Origin of the sequence: Acinetobacter bouvetii, from assembly GCF_902753875.1 — a bacterium.
Classification (GTDB): domain Bacteria; phylum Pseudomonadota; class Gammaproteobacteria; order Pseudomonadales; family Moraxellaceae; genus Acinetobacter; species Acinetobacter bouvetii_A.
Window position 1 is genome coordinate 56799 of the sequence record NZ_CADDTS010000033.1, and the last position, 18730, is coordinate 75528.

General features: G+C 44.0%; 14 protein-coding genes and 1 pseudogene. 2 read left to right on the forward strand and 13 right to left on the reverse strand.

Annotated features, from left to right (window positions below):
- Positions 1–38 precede the first annotated feature (38 nt).
- Positions 39–893, forward strand: a pseudogene (gene rluB / locus FB6_RS09990) (23S rRNA pseudouridine(2605) synthase RluB); the annotation flags it as partial.
- A 433-nt stretch (positions 894–1326) separates the two neighbouring features.
- On the opposite strand, the gene bioD reads toward rluB, so the two are convergent.
- The 6 genes from bioD to FB6_RS10020 all read right to left on the reverse strand — a co-directional run bounded on the left by bioD (position 1327) and on the right by FB6_RS10020 (position 6467).
- Positions 1327–1971 (reverse strand): dethiobiotin synthase, encoded by a 645-nt coding sequence (bioD, locus tag FB6_RS09995; RefSeq protein WP_174559852.1) that lies wholly within the window; start codon positions 1969–1971, stop codon positions 1327–1329.
- Positions 1968–2747, reverse strand: a complete 780-nt coding sequence (bioC, locus tag FB6_RS10000; RefSeq protein WP_174559853.1) for a malonyl-ACP O-methyltransferase BioC — start codon at positions 2745–2747, stop codon at positions 1968–1970. Before bioC ends, bioD begins: the two co-directional genes overlap by 4 nt.
- Positions 2748–3905 (reverse strand): 8-amino-7-oxononanoate synthase, encoded by a 1158-nt coding sequence (locus FB6_RS10005; RefSeq protein ID WP_174559854.1) that lies wholly within the window; start codon positions 3903–3905, stop codon positions 2748–2750.
- Positions 3902–5197: an adenosylmethionine--8-amino-7-oxononanoate transaminase gene (gene bioA, locus FB6_RS10010; RefSeq protein ID WP_174559855.1), complete on the reverse strand. Its 1296-nt coding sequence runs from the start codon at positions 5195–5197 to the stop codon at positions 3902–3904. Before bioA ends, FB6_RS10005 begins: the two co-directional genes overlap by 4 nt.
- Positions 5198–5281: 84 nt before the next feature.
- On the reverse strand, positions 5282–6013 hold the full coding sequence (locus tag FB6_RS10015) for a YqiA/YcfP family alpha/beta fold hydrolase (protein ID WP_174559856.1): 732 nt from the start codon (positions 6011–6013) through the stop codon (positions 5282–5284).
- 124 nt (positions 6014–6137) lie between these two features.
- Positions 6138–6467 (reverse strand): DUF6176 family protein, encoded by a 330-nt coding sequence (locus FB6_RS10020; protein ID WP_174559857.1) that lies wholly within the window; start codon positions 6465–6467, stop codon positions 6138–6140.
- A gap of 132 nt (positions 6468–6599) precedes the next feature.
- Here FB6_RS10020 and FB6_RS10025 point away from each other — a divergent pair, with 132 nt between their 5' ends.
- Positions 6600–7172 (forward strand): peroxiredoxin, encoded by a 573-nt coding sequence (locus FB6_RS10025; RefSeq protein WP_174559858.1) that lies wholly within the window; start codon positions 6600–6602, stop codon positions 7170–7172.
- A gap of 101 nt (positions 7173–7273) precedes the next feature.
- Here FB6_RS10025 and ftn read toward each other — a convergent pair whose 3' ends face one another.
- From ftn to FB6_RS10060, 7 genes are all read right to left on the reverse strand, one after another.
- Positions 7274–7738 (reverse strand): heteropolymeric bacterioferritin subunit Ftn, encoded by a 465-nt coding sequence (gene ftn / locus FB6_RS10030; RefSeq protein ID WP_174559859.1) that lies wholly within the window; start codon positions 7736–7738, stop codon positions 7274–7276.
- Between the two features lie 261 nt (positions 7739–7999).
- A complete protein-coding gene (locus tag FB6_RS10035) occupies positions 8000–10129 on the reverse strand; it encodes a TonB-dependent receptor (protein ID WP_174559860.1) in 2130 nt (709 codons plus the stop codon).
- Between the two features lie 201 nt (positions 10130–10330).
- Entirely contained in the window at positions 10331–12370 is a 2040-nt protein-coding gene (ligA, locus tag FB6_RS10040) for an NAD-dependent DNA ligase LigA (protein ID WP_174559861.1), read from the reverse strand.
- Between the two features lie 91 nt (positions 12371–12461).
- Positions 12462–13400 (reverse strand): cell division protein ZipA C-terminal FtsZ-binding domain-containing protein, encoded by a 939-nt coding sequence (locus FB6_RS10045; protein ID WP_174559862.1) that lies wholly within the window; start codon positions 13398–13400, stop codon positions 12462–12464.
- Position 13401: 1 nt separating this feature from the next.
- Positions 13402–16854 carry a chromosome segregation protein SMC gene (gene smc / locus FB6_RS10050; RefSeq protein ID WP_174559904.1) on the reverse strand — a complete coding sequence of 1151 codons (3453 nt, stop codon included), beginning with the start codon at positions 16852–16854 and terminating at the stop codon, positions 13402–13404.
- Positions 16855–16864: 10 nt separating this feature from the next.
- Positions 16865–17560, reverse strand: coding sequence for a GntR family transcriptional regulator (locus FB6_RS10055; protein WP_174559863.1), 696 nt, complete (start codon positions 17558–17560; stop codon positions 16865–16867).
- A gap of 349 nt (positions 17561–17909) precedes the next feature.
- Positions 17910–18719, reverse strand: a complete 810-nt coding sequence (locus FB6_RS10060) for a sulfite exporter TauE/SafE family protein (RefSeq protein WP_174559864.1) — start codon at positions 18717–18719, stop codon at positions 17910–17912.
- Between the last annotated feature and the right edge of the window lie 11 nt (positions 18720–18730).

Consider the following 18730-nt stretch of genomic DNA (forward strand, 5'->3'; position numbering starts at 1 on the left):
GGTGAACTGTTGATGATAATTTCTAAGGTTATGCTGTCATGAGTGAAAAATTACAAAAGGTGCTTGCACGCGTTGGTTTGGGTTCTCGCCGTTATATGGAAGAAGTCATTGCCGCTGGCCGTGTCAGTATCAATGGACGTGTTGCCCAAGTGGGTGAACGCATTGAACCAACAGATGAGCTTCGCATCGATGGTCGTAAAGTCCAATTTCAGATTGAAGACGAAATTCGTCGTCGTGTTCTGATTTATTACAAACCAGAAGGTGAAATTTGCTCACGCAATGATCCTGAACAACGTCCAACGGTATTTGAACAGCTTCCGGCAATCGCCAATGATCGCTGGGTGATGGTGGGTCGTCTGGATATTAACTCGACTGGTCTGTTACTGTTCACCAACGATGGTGAATTGGCCAATCGCCTGATGCACCCTTCAAACGAAATTGAACGTGAATATGCCGTTCGTGTGATGGGTGAAGTAACTCCACAAATCAAAAACAACATGCTTCAGGGTGTTGTTTTAGATGATGGTCCGGCAAAATTTGAATCATTCTCTGAAATTGGTGGTGACGGGATTAACCGTTGGTATCAAGTGGTGGTAAAAGAAGGTCGTAACCGCGAAGTTCGTCGTATTTTTGAATCACAAGGCTTGAAAGTTAGCCGCTTGTTACGTACCCGCTATGGCACGGTTATTTTGCCGCGTGAACTGCGTACTGGTCGCTGGATGGAGCTGGATAAAGCCGACATCGACAATTTGACCAAACTGGTTGAACTTAAACCACGCCAAGGTACAGGTCTATTCGGTATGGCTAAACGCCGTACTGAACGTATGCAAGAAAAACCAATGGCTGCACGTCGCGGCGGTTATTTACGTCAGCAACGTCGTGACAGTGAAGAAGGTGAAAACCAAAACCCAATGGCCTATGCGCAGCGTGATCGTCGTGAAAACCAGAATGGTTTTGCCCAACGTCGTGACAATAATAGCAGCAACGCCAATAATTACGCCCAACGTGAACGTCGTGATGGCAATAATGGCAACGGTTTTGCCCAACGCGGTGAACGTCGTCAGGATGGCAACACTTATGGTCAACGTGAACAACGCCAAAACTCAAGTTATGCACAACGTGACAGCCGCCCGGACAACTTTGGCAACAAAGGCACCTATGGTCAACGTGATGCTCGCGATGAAAATGCACCGCGCAAACCATTTGGCAACAAAAGCTTCAAGAAGTTTTAATGCTTAAAAATTTGTATTAAAAAACCGCTCATCTGAGCGGTTTTTTTTATTCCTTATTACCCTTAACTTAATGCGAGTTAAAACTTAAACAGAGTTAGGATAAAACAGGAATATCAATCCACTCGGCACTCGGGAAATGCTTTGCCAAATAGTTTTTAAGATATGCTGCCGTGTCTTTGGAAATCAGTTCATCTTGTGATTCATCATTTAAATTATAGGCCAAGGCATACAACTCAAGACCTCTACTTTTTAAAGCCTCCAGACTTAAAATCGTATGATTAATACTGCCTAAACGCCCTGAACTGACCAAAATCACCGGCAGTTGTTGCTGTGCAATATAATCAATGGTTAACAGTTCTGTGGTTAAAGGCACCATTAAACCACCTGCACCTTCCAGCAACACGACTTCATAGTTCTCGGTCAGTTGTCGGGTCGCATCTGCAATTTTCTGAAAATCAATCTCCCTGCCATCAATTTTCGTGGCTAAATGCGGTGACGCCGGATAAGTAAAAATTTCCGGCATGGTGAGTTTAGTCGCATCTTCTGGAAACCAGCCCATCTGCATAATTTCACGATGCTGTTCAATATCTTCAGAAATATCGGTATTTCCGGTTTGAACCAGCTTCTGGGTAATGGTTTTTTTACCTTGCCCGCTCCATAACTTGGCCAGATAACCTGTGGTAAAAGTCTTGCCAATGCCGGTATCGATACCACTGATAAAATAAACGGGTGCTGTCATGACTTGCTCCGTGCAATGCAATAAATGGGATGATAACTCAGCGGATACTGACGCTGACCAGTCTGATCAAGCTCAGAAAACTGCTGATAATCCTGATAAAACTGCTGTAAAGACTGTTTAGTCCAGCGATATTGTGACGCCGTAGCTGTCACACCGGTCGCCTTTAAATGCTGCAGCACAGCTTTAGGAAGTGCAAAACTTAAAGTTTCAATGTTTTGTTCAAGATGCAGAATTTCAAAGCCTTGCTGAATCAGCTTATCCTGAATGGATGACATAGAGAGATAATCCAGCCCTTGCCCGGTCAAAGCTTTAATTTCTTTTAAATTTTGCTGACCAAACGTGGAGAAACACAAATATCCTGCCGAGGTTAAGGCTTGAGCACATTTTTTGAAAATTGCATCGATATCACAAATCCATTGCAAGGCCGAACTGGAGGCAATCAGGTTCAAAGAGTGTGGAAAGTCGAGCTGTTCAATATCGCCAATCTGCCATTCAAAGCGTGAATCGGGCTGAAAATGCTGTTGCACTTGCGGATAAAGATCATTCAAAAACAGTCTATGGATGTCAAAATTGTGCAGCAATAACTGGCTTAAATTTCCCGATCCACAGCCAATTTCAAAAACCTGATCCAAGCAAGTTTGCGGCAAATATTGTTGCATTAATTGCATGAGATGCTGGCAAATCTGTTTCTGTACCACAGCTTGCGCTGTATAGCTTTGCCCGGCTTTTTCAAAACGTTGGGCAACCTGAGATTTATTAATATTCAAGATGACCACTCACAGCAAAGCCACAAGCTGATCGATATCAGTTGCGTTAACTTGAGAGGTGAGCGAAATCCGTAATCTTGAACTGTGTTTTGGCACGGTCGGCGGACGCACCGGCATGATATAAAAGCCAGCATGTTGCAGCTGCTTAGCTTTTTCCACAGTTTTTTGCGATTCGCCAATAATCACCGGGACAATATGCGAGGTCGAAGGACAATCAAAACCTTGATTTTTGACGGCTTTCTGCAATTGCTGACTGACTCGATTTAAATGTTGCCGCTGGCTATTTAAACTTAAAACTTTCTGGAAAATAAAATCAGTCCACGCCATACAGATCGGCGGCTGCGCAGTACTAAAAATCAGTGGACGCATTGAATTGATCAGATATTCACGGATGATAGGATGACAAATCAGATAGCCCCCGACCGATGCCAAAGCCTTGCCAAAAGTCCCGACCAGCAGATCAATATCATCAATGACATCATACTGTTCTGCGCAGCCTAGACCCTGCTCGCCACGCACACCAATCGCATGCGCTTCATCAACATAGAGCATGACTTTAGCAAACTGCTGTTTAATTCGAACCAGTTCAGCCAGATCAGTTTCATCACCATCCATACTGAAAATCGATTCCGTCACCACAATAATGCGATCAAAGGCTTCATCAGTATGATATTTATGTAAAAGTTGCGACAGATGATTCAGATCATTGTGGCGATAACGCACATATTTCGCTGTTGATAAACGGATACCATCAATCATGCTGGCATGAACCAATTTATCCGCCAAAATTAAAGTTTTACTGTCACTTAAGGCCGGCAGAATCCCGATATTCATGTGATAGCCACTATTAAACAGCAGCGCTGCACGGCCATGAAAAGCCTGACTTAAATGGGCTTCCAGCTGCTCATATTCTGGAAAATTTCCGGTCAATAAGCGTGAAGAAGATGAACTCATTCTACGTAGCGCATTTGGCCTTTCATCAAAAAACTGTTCACGCAAAGTTAAGTCTGCAGCCAGCCCCAAATAGTCATTGGATGATAAATTCAACATCTGCTGACCGTGAATGTCGATCATCCTACCTTGCTGAATATTGGTACTAAACTGACGTAAATTGCCTTGCTGTTTTAAAGCATCCAGTTTCATTGCGTAATCATTTAACAGGTTCATGCAGACACCTCTTGCATCTGCTCAACGACACTGACCAATTGCTCCAGCAAGGTATTTAGTTGTTGTTCGCTAATCACATAAGGTGGCATCACATACACCAATTTCCCAAAAGGACGAATCCAGATGCCGCGTTGTACAAACTGTTGTTGCAGGGTTTTCATATCCACATTGAAGTTCAATTCAACCACCCCAATCGCACCCAATACCCGCACATCCTTGACATAATCCAACGCTGACAAAGCTTGTAAATGATGCTGTAACTGTTTTTCGATGCGCTGAATATTGGCTTGCCAATCCTGTGCCAATAACACTTCGGTGCTTTTTAAGGCCACAGCACAGGCCAGTGGATTGGCCATAAAGGTTGGGCCATGCATGAATACCCCTGCCTCGCCGCGGCTAATGGTTTCAGCCACGTGCTTGCTGGTGAGGGTCGCCGAAAGCGTCATATAGCCACCGGTCAAACCCTTACCTATGCACATAATATCTGGCTCAACGCCTGCCCATTCCCAGGCAAACAGCTTGCCGGTGCGTCCAAACCCGGTAGCAATTTCATCAAAAATTAGCAGCACATCATATTGTTCACACAGCAATTTGGCCTGACGTAAATATTCAGGATGATAAAAACGCATCCCACCCGCACCTTGCACAATCGGTTCCAGAATTAAAGCGGCAATAGTGGAATGATGCAGCTTTAATACTTGTTCCAGTTCTGCAATATCGGCTTGATTCCATTCATCATCAAAGCCAATTTGTGGGGCTGCGACAAAGAAACGATTCGGCAGACTGGAACCAAAAATCTGATGCATCCCGGTCACCGGATCGCAAACCGACATGGCATTCCAGGTATCTCCATGGTAGCCGGATCGTGGCGTGACAAAATTGGTTTTCTGACTCTGACCCTGTGCAGTCCAAAATTGTACAGCCATCTTCAAGGCCACTTCTACCGCGACGGAGCCGGAGTCCGCATAGAAAATTTTATCCAGACTAGGCGGGGTAATTTTTAATAATAATTTTCCCAGTTCTATTGCAGGATCATGGGTCAGACCACCAAACATGATGTGCGACATTTTTTGTAATTGATCTTGAACAGCCTGGTTCAGTTCAGGATGGTTATAGCCATGAATGGCGCACCACCAGGACGACATGCCATCAATCAGTTGCCGGCCATCTTCCAGTTCGATCATGGCACCAGAAGCCTGTTTCACCTTAAAGGTCGGCAATGGTTGGGTCATAGAGGTATAGGGATGCCAGATATGCGCCAGATCAAATTCCAGATCAGTTAATTCGGTCATCCCTTACTCCATGCAGATGCTTGAAAATCAATTTTCATGATCTTAAACCTGCTTGAAGCAAAAATAAATTGCGAGATAAACCAGTTATCCGGTTGTTTGTTCTATTTTCTGTAAAAAATGGCAGATTTTGCCAGTTATCAGTTCAGCCTCAAATAAAGGGAAGCCGTGTGACCCGCTGACCAGCTCTGTTTCTAAAAACTTTGCATTGAATTTTTGAAAATTTCTTTGAACTTTGTAACTAACTAAAAAATCCTGTTTTGCAAAGACATGATATTGATGACCCGAATAGTTTTTCAAGATATCAACATTATTTAACTGTTCCAGACAATTTAATCCTTCACGAAGGGTCTCTAAATTCTGTGCCTGAATTAAACTTTGCAAAGTAATAAAGTCGGCTTTGGTGGTTTCAGTGCCCTGACACACCATATAGCCAAACTTTTTCAGCGTGGCAACCGCATCCTGTTCAAAGGATTGTTTAAACTGCTGAAAGGTCTGCTGATCCATTGCAGTAGGCCATGTTTCATTGGCCACAAAACAGGGATTGGAACCCAAAGTGATTAATACTTTTTCCAGTCCATGCTGTTTTTGAATTTGATCAACCAATAGTGTGGCCAACTGTCCACCCAAAGACCAACCGACAATCACATCGAACTGCCGAGCCAGTTCCACCTTCTGTTGTAAAGCCTGTTCATCCAAAGCATTAAAGATGTTGCAAAGTTCAACATCATGTCCTTGCGCTACTAAAGCCTGTTTTAATGGGTGCAGCAGTTTGGTTCCGCCGCCCCATCCTGTGATAAGTAAAATACGTTGGTTCAATGTAAACTCTAAGAAAACTAAATCATTGAGACAGTATAAAACGTCTCTTTCAATTCAAGCAGTGGCATTTCAACATTCACACACAATCTGCCATCGAGGTGGGCGACCTGCATGTCGCCGCTGGTCAAGGGTGATCAAGATTTTCCAAATCCACCAATAACTGCGCAGGAATTACTTTTGCCCAATTGCCTTTAAACTGCTTATGCATTTGATCAATTGGAAACTGGCTCTGTCTGCCAATTTCCTGTGCTCTGGCAATATCTTGCGCACGCATATACGCGATTAAATAATCTACACCTGCCAATTCCACATGAAACCACGATTCCACAAAAACACCTTCAGCCTTTAAAGTCTCAAGTGCTTCAGCTTGACGCATGTTTAATTCTTTTTGCCAGGATTCTACATTGTCTTTAGTCTCGGGTTTCAGCTGAATTAATACTGCTCCAACGTCCATAGTCACTCATATTATTTATTTTTAAAGATTTTTAATCTTAAGAAGATTTGAAATAATTGCAAACATCCACGACACTATCCCAGCAATAAATTTGCTAAGATCAATACAGATTCTAATTATAAAAGTCGCGCCATGAAAATTTTAAAATCGCTACAGATCAGCTTAATAGCCATTTCATTACTCAGCTCTTTTACTGTTACCACGCATGCCGAAAGTGCCATCCTCAGCTCTCAAAACCATGATCAAAAGCAATGGGTAGGCAAGCCCGCACCTGTATTTAAATTGCAGGATCAAAATGCAAAATGGCATGAGTTGAAACAGTATCAAGGCAAATGGGTGGTACTCTATTTTTACCCCAAAGATAATTCACCCGGCTGCACCCAGGAAGCCAATCAGTTCAAAAGCCTGTATCCTCAATTTATTAAAAATAATGCTGTAGTGCTGGGTGTGAGTCTGGATGATGTCAAATCTCACCAAAAGTTTTCAGCAAAATTAGGCTTACCTTTTCCCATCCTCGCCGACAGCAATCATCAGCTGGCGAATCAATTCGGCATTGTGCGTAACTTAGGCATTACTAAAATCGCCAAACGGGAAAGTTTTTTGATAGATCCACAAGGCACGATTGTTTACCATTACAGCAGTGTCAATACGCAAACCCATGCAGCTCAAGTGTTAGCAGATATTCAAAAGCTGAACAGAAAATAACGGCGGGATTAAAAAAGCCTCCAGACATTTATCCAGAGGCTTTTCACGCTATGCAATTCACTTACATTTTCATCAAGCATTTAGCAGTGAAAATGTAAATTTTACATTTGCGATTGAATATAGTTTTGCAAACCAATTAATTCAATCAGACGGATCTGTTTTTCCAACCAGTAAGTATGGTCTTCTTCAGTATCTGACATTTGCTGACGAAGCATATCTCGGGTCACATAATCCCCTTTCTCTTCGCACAGTTTTACGCCTTGCGCCAATTTTTCACGCACATGGTACTCAAGTGCCAAATCTGCCTTTAAGCAGGTCACCACATCTTCACCGGTCACAATATCATCGCGGTTCATATTGGGTGTACCTTCCAGGAACAGCACACGGCGGATGATGGAATCGGCATGAGATGCTTCTTCCTGCATTTCATGATCAATACGTTCAAAAATCTTGGTTAAACCCCAATCTTCATACATACGAGAATGAATCAGGTATTGATCACGAGCAGCCAGTTCGCCACCGATCAACATATTTAGATAGTCTACGACTTCTGGATTGCCACGCATTTCCAATACTCCATACCCTTTTGCTAACATTATGGACAAAAGCAACGACCAATGCAAAACAAAAAATATGTAAACCCATGATTTTTATAAAATTAAAATGAGAAACATACGCATTTGCAGTTTAAATAAGCAAATTTTCCATATAAAAAATAAACCTTTGCAGAATTAGAACAATTGCACAAAGGCTTATTTAAACGGTAAAAGTATATTTTTAAGATTTGTAACGATTACAAATGGTTCTTGTTTAAACCATTTCTTTAATTAAAAATCAAAACTTACACCAAATTTGTAGCTCCGATCCGCACCCACAATAGCGTATCCATCCTGAAATACACCTTCCCAATATTTAGTATTGGCAATGTTATCAATATTAAATACGAAAGTTGTATCCACTCCAGCTAAACTGGTTTTATAACGAGCACCTAAGTCAATAGTCGTAAAATCAGGCAGTTCCAAAGTATTAGTAGCATTCAAATACTGTTTACCTACATAGTTCACTCGTGCATTCACATTCAAGCCTTCCAGTACAGGCAGCTTATAGTCCACTCCCAGAGTAGCTGTTAAATCAGGCAGGCCATACATTTCGTTCCCTTGGTTTTTCACAGCTTTGACATATTCAGAATCGATATATGCCATGTTGCCCAAGACATTTAATCCTTGTAGCAGTTCACCAGAGAATGACCACTCCACTCCACGGCTTCGGGTTTCAGCTCCACCAGTCGTGATTTGGGTATGTCCATTTGCATCTGGCTGTTTAAAAGCCTCTGTCATACTGCTTTCTTTTTCAATCTGATAAAGTGCAAATGTGTTTAGCCATGAACCGGTTTGAATTTTTGTACCCATTTCATATTGTTTGGCAATAAAAGGCGCAAAGGTCTGGTTCCAGTTCACATCTTTTTCATTGCTTACTGTATCTCCCTGTGACAGACCTTCTACATAGTTGGCGTAGAATGAAACGTTGTCACCAAAGGGTTTAACCACGACCCCAATACTTGGAGATAATGCATTTTCTGAATAGGACGATGAACTGGTGTTTATATCCATATCCTGATAGCGTAGACCCAAAATTAACTGCAACTTGTCATCCAGCATCGACATTTGGTCTGTCAGGGTATAACTGATAAATGTGTTGTTATTATTCGGTGCAATCACTGGTTCTGCCGACATGACAGCATCTTTAGAAGACTGATACAAATTTGTGGCAAAAGGAAGTGTAGTCGCAGGTTTGTGCTGATTCGATTTAACTTTCAAATAGTCAGCACGTAGTCCTATCTGATGGTCGACTTCACCCGTGTCTAACTTGTAATCTGTCCCCAGATTGGCAGTAGTATTTTTAAAATTTGAATACTGGTTGAAGGTTTGGCTATCGGCATCACCATTTGTATTTTTTACAATCATTCGTGTACCAAATACGAAACCGTCATAGGTCTTATCTGCATATCCCAAACCACCAAAGATATTCCAGTTCTGATTCAATGCATATTTCGCATTTAAACCAACAAATTTACTGTCGATTTGCGTATCCAGATTATTAAAGTGATTCAAGCCCCCTTCTGGCGCTTTTAATACTTTCGGGGTACTCATTTTAGTGAAGGCAACCATGGCTGGTGAACCATCTGCACGATTTTCCTTAAGTGCATAAGCATCAAGGTTCAACTGTAATTTATCCGTGGTGTAATCTGCAGCAATTGAACCCAAAGCTTTTTTATCTTCTTCGCCATCCATATTACGCTCGCCCTGACCATAGACCAGATTGCTACGAACCCCGAATTGTTTTTGCGTACCAAAGCGACGTGATATATCCAGATGACTTTGATAATAACTCTGATCTTCAAAAGTACTGGTGATTCGGGTTAAATCGTCATCTGCACGTTTAGGCGTAATGTTGATCACACCACCCACCCCACCATTAGGTGCCATACCTGCAACCAGAGCATTTGGACCTTTTAAAACAGTGACTCCACCCAACATTTCTGCAGGAGCACGACTGACTGGTGCCATACCATATAAGCCATTCAGTGCAATTTCATCCCCATGCACACCAAAACCACGAATCTGGAAGTTTTCGTATAAATGGCCCTGATTGGTGGTCATACGAATACTGGCATCATTTTTTAACACCTGAGCCACTGTTGATGCCTGCTGCTCTTCAATCAGTTTTTCGGTATAAGCTACGACACTAAAAGGCGTATCAATAATTTTTTGATTCCCCAGAGCTCCCAGCTGAGTATTTTGAGCCAATTTACCCGCGGCATAGCTGGCCGTATCCGCTTCCGCCTGAAGGGTAATAGTTGGCAGCGCGGTATTTGCCTGCACCAGCTGAGTCGCCACCCCACCCAACATAATAAGAGAAATAGAATTGCCTAATATTTTTTTTGAAAAAGCATGCATAAGTAAAAATTTCAGAAGTTTATAAATAAGAATAGTTATTATATGTACAATGATTCTCATTAATTATTGTAAATTTTAATGTAATATTCACTTTATATTAAAAATAAAAATAACAATCTTTCCGATTAGACTTATTGATTTTTATATTAAAAAAACCATATCCACGGGCATGGATATGGTTTAAATATCACTTTTTTTTAATTAAGCCTGCACTTGACCATATTCAGCCATCAGGCTTAAGAAGTCAGTTTCGTTCATAACAGGTACACCCAGTTTTTCCGCTTTTTCCAGTTTAGAACCGGCTTTTTCACCTGCAACCACACATTTGGTCTTGCTTGAAACACTGCCACTGACTCGTGCACCCAGCGCTTGTAACATTTGGGTAGCTTCATCTCGGCCCATCTGACTTAAGGTTCCGGTAATCACCCAGCTTTCGCCATTGAGCGGCTGACGCGTCGGTGCAATCGGTGCATCCCAGTGAATGCCGGCTTCGAGTAAACGGTTCACCACTTCCAGATTATGCGGTGCCTGAAAGAAATCGATAATCCATTCCGCGGTAATATCGCCCACATCCGGAGTTTTCTTCAAGGCTTCAATATCGGCCTGTTGAAGGGCTTCAAAGGTCTGGAAAGTATTGGCCAGCATGCGTGCCGTGGTTTCTCCCACGCCACGAATACCCAAGGCATAAATAAAAGCAGCCAGTGTGGTTTTTTTACTGTTTTCAATGGCATCGAACAGGTTTTGTACCGACTTTTCACCCATTTTATCAATGGTTAAGAGCTGCTCACGATGCTCATGCAAGCAGTAAATATCTGCCACATTTTTCAGCAAGTCGAGGTGCAATAAGGATTCCACCCAGCGATCACCCAGACCTTCAATATCCATGGCTTTACGCGAAACAAAGTGGCGAATGGCTTCAATACGCTGCGCTGCACAATACAACCCACCTGAACAGCGTGCCAAGGCTTCACCTTCCGGCATCACCACTGGGGAATCACAGACTGGACAGTTCTCTGGTAAATGCACTTCAACCAGATCATCCGGGCGGAATTCAGGCCAGACTTTTTCCACTTTGGGAATGACGTCACCGCTGCGGTATACACTGACGGTATCACCAATCCGGACATCCAGGCGGTGAATTTCCCCAATATTATGCAAGGTGACATTGGATACGGTCACCCCACCAACAGCCACAGGGTTTAAACGTGCAACCGGGGTTAAGGTTCCGGTACGTCCTACTTGCCAGTCAATATTTTCCACTGTAGTTAAAGCCGCGACTGCAGGAAACTTATAAGCAGTTGCCCAACGCGGTTCACGGCTTAAAAAGCCCAGCTGTTGTTGCTGTTTCAAGCTATCGACTTTAATGACCATACCATCAATTTCAACATCCAGATCTGGACGTTCTACATTGATTTGTTCATAGGCCTTTTGCACGTCCTGAATATTGTCACAAATAAAATGACGTTCACCCACGGCAAAACCAAACTGCGTCAGCCATTCCAGACTGGCCGACATGGTGCTTTGACCATGATGTGGCTCGCACTGGGCAATACCATAGGCATAAAAGGCCAAAGGACGGGATGCGGCAATGTTCGGATCGAGCTGACGCAGACTGCCCGCCGCGGCATTACGCGGATTGGCAAAAGTCTTTTCACCTTTGGCTTCGTTTTCGGCATTCAGCTTTTCAAAGCCCGCTTTGGGCATTAATACTTCACCACGCACTTCTAACAGAGCTGGAACCGATGCCTGAGCAGAGGAAAGTACTTTCGGCAAATTACGGATAGTTTTGACATTTTGAGTAATCACTTCACCCGTTTCCCCATCACCCCGGGTAACCCCACGTACCAACACACCGTGTTCATACCACAGTGAAATAGCCAGACCATCGAATTTCAATTCCACATCATATTGGATTTTCTGATTTGGCAAACGCTCTTCTACACGGCGGGCAAAGGCAAACAGTTCTTCCTGATTAAAGACATTGCCCAAAGACAACATCGGCACCACATGAGTAATACTCTCAAATTTGGAGAGAGCCTTTCCTCCGACTTTGTTGGTCGGCGTATCGGACTGTACCCATTCTGGATATTGCGCTTCTAAAGCTTTAAGCTGATGAAAGAGTTGATCATATTCACTATCTTCAATGCTGGGTTGATCCATCACATAATACGCATGATTATGCTTGGCTAAAATTTGAATCAATTGACGCATTTGCGCTTTGATAGCTGAATTTTCGGTCATATCTACACCATAAAAAAGGGCGGTCTAGTTCCGCCCTTCACACATATTTGATCTACTCGCTATTATAGAAATCGAGTTGGTCAGTTTCAAATTAAACTTCTGCAGCTTGCCCTGCACGATAATCAATCGCGAAATGACGCCATTGCTCACGTAATTGCGGTGTAAATTCCTGATTGTTCTGATCATACACAGTACCGTCAACTTCACGGGCAATCAGGCGTGAAATGCTGTCCATGGTATCAAAAGCATTTTGTACATCACTATGTGGCAATGCCAGGAAGAAAGCCAAACCTTTCACTTGCTCAGTCGACAAGGTTTCCAGATCAAAACCAGCCGCCCCTTCATCGGTAATTTGTAACACTGAAAATAACAATTTGCTGCCATCTTCACTATAACGATGGAAACAGGCCATTTCGCCAAAACGCAGACCATATTTCAACAAGACTTTTAAGGTTTTTTCACCTGAAAGCACGCGACGTTCTGGATAAATATTTAGGGCAATAAACTCGGCCGCGGTCGATAAAGCACTTTCTTCATCCACACGTTGCTGTTCATGCAGGTGCTCATCCAGAATGCTACTCTCATCTTCAAACTCTGAAATTTCAGCTTTTTCAATGTGACCAAGATTAAGTTCAGCCTCATCTTTATCTTCAGCCTGTTCAGCTTTGGGCGCTGAATCTGCTGGTTGAGCTGCTGCTTTAACTTCAACCTGTTCAGTCGACACAATTGCTGCCGGGATTTCAGTTGCTTGAACCGCATTAGTTGCCGCAGTTTCTGCTTTCAGCTCTGCTGGTTCAGCCTTCACTTCAGCTAGACTCGGTTCAACACGTTCTGCATTTTCAGCTTCTTTGGCACTGTGTAATTGATCACGAACATGGCGAGGAATTACCGGTTGCTGGCTGTCAGTATTTACATGCAGTTCCGAATCGAGTGAAGGCGCTGCATTTGCAGGTTTTTTAAATAATAATCTTAAACCGAATAACATAATGATAACGGCGATAACGATACCAACAATCGTGGTGGCTTCCATATTATGACTCCGCAACTAAACCGTATTCTTTTGCCTGTTCCAAATCGACAGTGACTAATTTTGAGGTGCCCGGTTCCGGCATAGTAACACCTAATAAATCGGTTGCCATCGTCATTGCAACTTTATTATGGGTAATGTAAATGAATTGCACTTGTTCAGAAAGTTCTTTTACCAAATTACAAAACCGACCCACGTTTGCATCATCCAATGGTGCATCAACTTCATCCAGAACACAGAACGGCGCCGGATTTAAACGGAAGATGGCAAACACCAATGCCAATGCTGTTAATGCTTTTTCACCACCAGAAAGTAGTGCCAAGGAACTGTTACGTTTACCCGGTGGTCTGGCCATTAGTTTTACACCCGATTGCCAGTCATCTTCAAGGCTTAAACTCGCTTCCCCACCATTAAATACTTTAGGGAACAGCTCCTGCAGTTCATGATTCACCTGATCAAAGGTATTCATAAACAATTTGCGGGTTTCCTGATCAATACTCTTCATGGCCGCTTGCAACTGCTCGACCGTTTTTTCCAGGTCTTGAATCTGATGGCTCAGCTCTTCAAAGCGTTTCGAGACTTCTTCATATTCTTCTGAAGCTGCCAGATTGACCGCACCGAGTTTTTCAAACTGCTGCTGGGCTTTTTCCAGGCTGTGCTGATGGCTTGCCACATCAATATTCAGCCCGGTAAGCGCTTCACTATTCATTTCTTTCAGCTGCTCAGAATAATGCTGCAGATCGGACTTAGCCGCTTGCCAGGCCAGACGTTTTTCTTCCAGCTGGGTACGCAGCTTTTCATCTTGCTGCTGATGTTGATGGCGCTGCTCGGTTAGGCTTTGCTGTTTTTGCTGAATATTATTCAGTTCAACTTGCCATTCCGACCAGGTTTTTTGCAGTTTTTCCGTGATCTGAGCCTGTTCGCCAAACTGTGATTCTAAAGCCGGTAACTCGAGTTGGACCGGATCAATAAACTTTTTCGCCTGCTCCATTTGCGACAGAATCTGCTGGTACTGTGCTTTCAGGAAGCTGCTGTCTTTGTCTAACAGTTCAATTTGTTGTGTGGTCTGTACCGATTGGCGACGCACCAATTCCAGTTCCTGCTGCACCTGCTGCGCCTGTTGCTGGCTGTCATCCAGCTGCTCGGTTAATGCATCCACCTGAAACTGCATGGTTTTATAGTTCGGCAGGTTTTGCTCCAGCTTGAGATTCAAGGCATGCAGATCAATCTCCAGATCGTCTTTTTGCATGGCATCTTCTTCAAGCTGCTCATCCAGTTGTGCCAGTTGATGTGCCAGCTGTTGCTTTTGTAGCTCAAAGGCCTGTTGGGCGGTTTGAACTTTGGTGATATTGAGCTCGATTTGCTGGGTCGCCTGAATCTCTTTACGTAGTAGTTGCTGATCGGTTTTCAGCTGCTCATCGACGGTTTGCACCTGAGTGCGTAGCTCTGCAACCTGGGTCTGTAACTGACTGTGCTCGGCTTGCTTATCAACCAGTAACTGTTCGATTTCATCCAGACGGATACGATGGCTCAGCGCCCCCTGACCGGCTTGGCTGGCTTCGTCATAGTATAGGCCAATCACCCAGTCTGCCCCGACATGATAACCGTCCAGACTTAACACCGACTGCCCGGCTTTCAACTGGCTTTGCAGCGACAATGCCTGCTGCAAATCAGTGGCTACGGCAACATTTTGCCACAATGAAGACTGCGGCGATTCAATCCAGCTGGCCAGACTTGGACAACCCGACAACTGTATCGATTCGGCCGCGACCTGAGCAGTCAATTGGCGAGCCACACTGTCAGCAAAGTCACTGGCCGATTCCAGCCAATGTGCCGACAGCCATTTGGCCAGAAATTTCTCGATCAATGCTGCATGACTTTTGGCTTCATCACGAAGCGTCAAGACCTGCATCAGCTGCGGTTGGTCGGGCTTGCTTTGTGAACTGACTTTGACCAGCAACTGATTTAAATGTTTTTGTTCAGCCTGTAAAACCTGAATTTCCGCATTCAGCTGATTCAGTGTGCTTTGCTGGGACTGATACTGGATCTGCAAATCATCTAACTGCAACTGGACATCAATAATGCTTTGCTCGCGTTGCAACTGCTGACCCAAAGCCTCTTGCTTGGTCTGCATCAGCTGTTCCATGGCATCCAGCTGACTTTGATTTTGAATCTGCGCAGCTTGCTGTTGCAGGGTTTGCTTTTGCTGTTCAATGCGCAAAATATTTTTCGCCAACTGTTCACTCTGTGCCAGCATCTGCATCTTTTGCTGCTGCTGTTTTTCCACCTGAGTTTTGACTTGTTCAAACTGCTGCAAAACTTGCTGTTGCTGCGCTTTTAAGTCTGTGAGACCCTGACTTTTTTGCTGATTATTGCTTTCTTGTTGTTGTAGTTGTTCACTCTGAACTTCATTTTGTTCCTGCAAACTTTCCAGTTGCAGTTCAATCAGTTGCATACGCTCTTTGGTCTGCGCCTTTTGCTGTTCAAGCTGGGCCAAAGTCGCGGTATTTTGCTGGAACAAGGACTGTTTTTGTTCCAGCGTCATTTTCAGTTCAGCCAGTTTCTTTTCGGCCTGCTGCCATTCGGTTTGCAGCGGTGTGGACTGTTGAATCAGGCGTTGAAACAACTCGCTGGTGGCGGTCAAATCATGTTCCAAAGTGGTCAATTCGGAACGCACCAACTTGAAGTGATCGCCCAAATCGTTCATTTGCACTGTATATTCTTGCTGCAAGCGACTGCTTTGCTCACACTGGAAAGACAGCACTTCAATTTTAATGGTGCGAATCTGGGTTTCCAGTTCTTTATACTGAATTGCAGTTTCCGCCTGACGTTTCAGGGTTTTCAGCTGCGATTTCAGCTCAGAGGCAATATCTTCCAAACGCGATAAATTTTGCGTAGTGTGGTCCAAGTGCAGCATGGTTTCACGGCGCCGTGCCTGATAACGTGAAACGCCGGCTGCTTCTTCAATAAACACCCGCATTTCTTCAGGTTTGGCATCCACCAGACGGTTGATCATGCCCTGTTCAATAATCGCGTATGAACGTGGACCTAGACCGGTGCCCAGGAAAATATCAGTAATGTCACGACGACGACATTTGGTGCCATTCAAAAAATATTCGGATTTGCCATCGCGATTGACCTGACGACGTACCGCCAGTTCATTATAGGCATTATAAGCGCCACCCAGCTTGCCATAGGTATTGTCAAAACGCAGTTCGACACTGGCCACGCCCACCGGTTTACGTTTTGCCGTGCCGGTAAAAATCACGTCCTGCATGCTGCCACCACGCAGCTGGCGCGCACTGGATTCCCCCATGACCCAACGTATGGCATCAATCACATTCGATTTACCACAACCATTGGGTCCAACCACAGCGGTACGATTCGCCTTGAAATGTAAAGTCGTACTATCGGCAAAAGATTTGAAGCCGGAAAGTTTTAAGCTGCTTAAACGCATAATGTCCTGATCAACGTCGTGAACGTCTTGCCCATGCAAGTTCGATTTGTTTCATCCGTGTTAGTGATTCCAACACAAGGTTACGCAAGTGTCGACAAAAATCATCCATAAATAAAGTAGCTTGTTGTGATTTTCGGATCAAAACAGCATCAGTCACCAATTTAAATAATTCAAATGATTCCTGAAGCTCGCGACGGGAGATATTCAAGGTTAAAAAATAGCTGCGGCGCAGTGAAGGTAACAGCTCTTGATAAACCTTCATCAAGTAAGGATTACCCACCATTTCATGCTGGCGAGCCAAACCCTGAAAGATTAAGTCATAGAATTTTTCGGTATGTCCCTGACGCGTTTCTTCATGCAATTGCTCCAATAAAGCCTGAATCCGTTCTGCTTCATGGCTACGCCAGGTTTCTGCCATCCGGTGCACAATCTGCCCGGTCAGCAAGGCACACATCTCAAACAAGGCCCGTACCTGCTGGGCCGACATTTCCGAGACAATGGCACCACGGCGGGGGTAAATTTCGATCAGCTGGGTACGTTCCAGCAACAGCAGCGCTTCACGCACCGAACCACGGCTGACATCCAGCTCAGATGAAATCCGCAATTCCTGAATGCGTTCACCTTCGACCAGTTCACCGCGAATGATCTGCTCACTAATATGCTTGGCAATCTGTTCGGACAAACTGTCCTTTTCTTGTTCTTGCATACTGTTCCTATCTTGTTTTTATAAGATACAATCAAAAGCTTGTAGATACATCTGACTGTTACTTGCTTTTTTACTTAATTTTAACTGCAAAAAGAATGACATTGTCAGACAGTTTTTAAGTCGGTAAGGCCAATCTCATTTTTGATAAGCGAACCGGATAAAATCACCCTGTTTTAGGGAATTGTGTATCCTGCTCTCTCTTCCATCATAAGTGATTCATTTTAATTATGAAATACTATTGATTTCTACTGGCTGGTATTTGGTGTAACTACCGGATGCAACAGGCGCTGGCGTGAATAGCGGTACCAGCTCACCCCTGTTTCATACATTTTGAATGGCTTGGTAAACATTAAAAATAGGTGGAAAAACCTTGATAAATAAAATATATCCCCACGACTGACAATAGACAGGCAAAGCATCTTTTCAGCATGGCTGGCGATAATTTATGCGCGACTTTAGCGCCTAATTTGGCAGTCATAAAGCTCATGATACTAATCCCAATAAAGGCATAAATATGCACATAGCCAATACTATGCGGTATTTCAGCTTCCGTATTGGAACCAAACCACATAAAACCTAAAGCACCAGCAATTGCAATCGGTAATCCACCTGCAGCTGAAGTTGCCACCGCTTTCTGAATCACCACGCCATGACGGCTTAGATACGGCACCGTCAGACTGCCCCCACCAATACCAAAAATCGCTGAGGCCACCCCAATGCCCGCACCCGCCAGAATTTGCATGCCTTTGGACGGTAGATGATGCTCAGGATTCACTGGCTTGCTGGCACCATTAAACATGGTATAGGCCACCCAGACCGCAAAGAAGCCAATCACCAGCTGTAAGCCTTGACCGGACATATAGTCCGCCACACCCGCCCCTAAAAAAGCCCCTAATGCCAGACCGGGCGCCAGATTACGAAACACATTCCACATCACCGCGCCTCTTTTATGATGTGCGCTCACTGAACTGATGGAAGTGACAATAATAGTGGCCAAAGAAGTCCCCACAGCCAGATGCATAATCACTGCAGGATCATAATGTAACTGGGTAAATACGATATACAGAATCGGGACAATAATCAGACCGCCACCAACCCCAAACAGCCCGGCAGCAAAACCCGCCATTGCACCAATCAATAAATATATGATTAACTCCATTATTCACATTC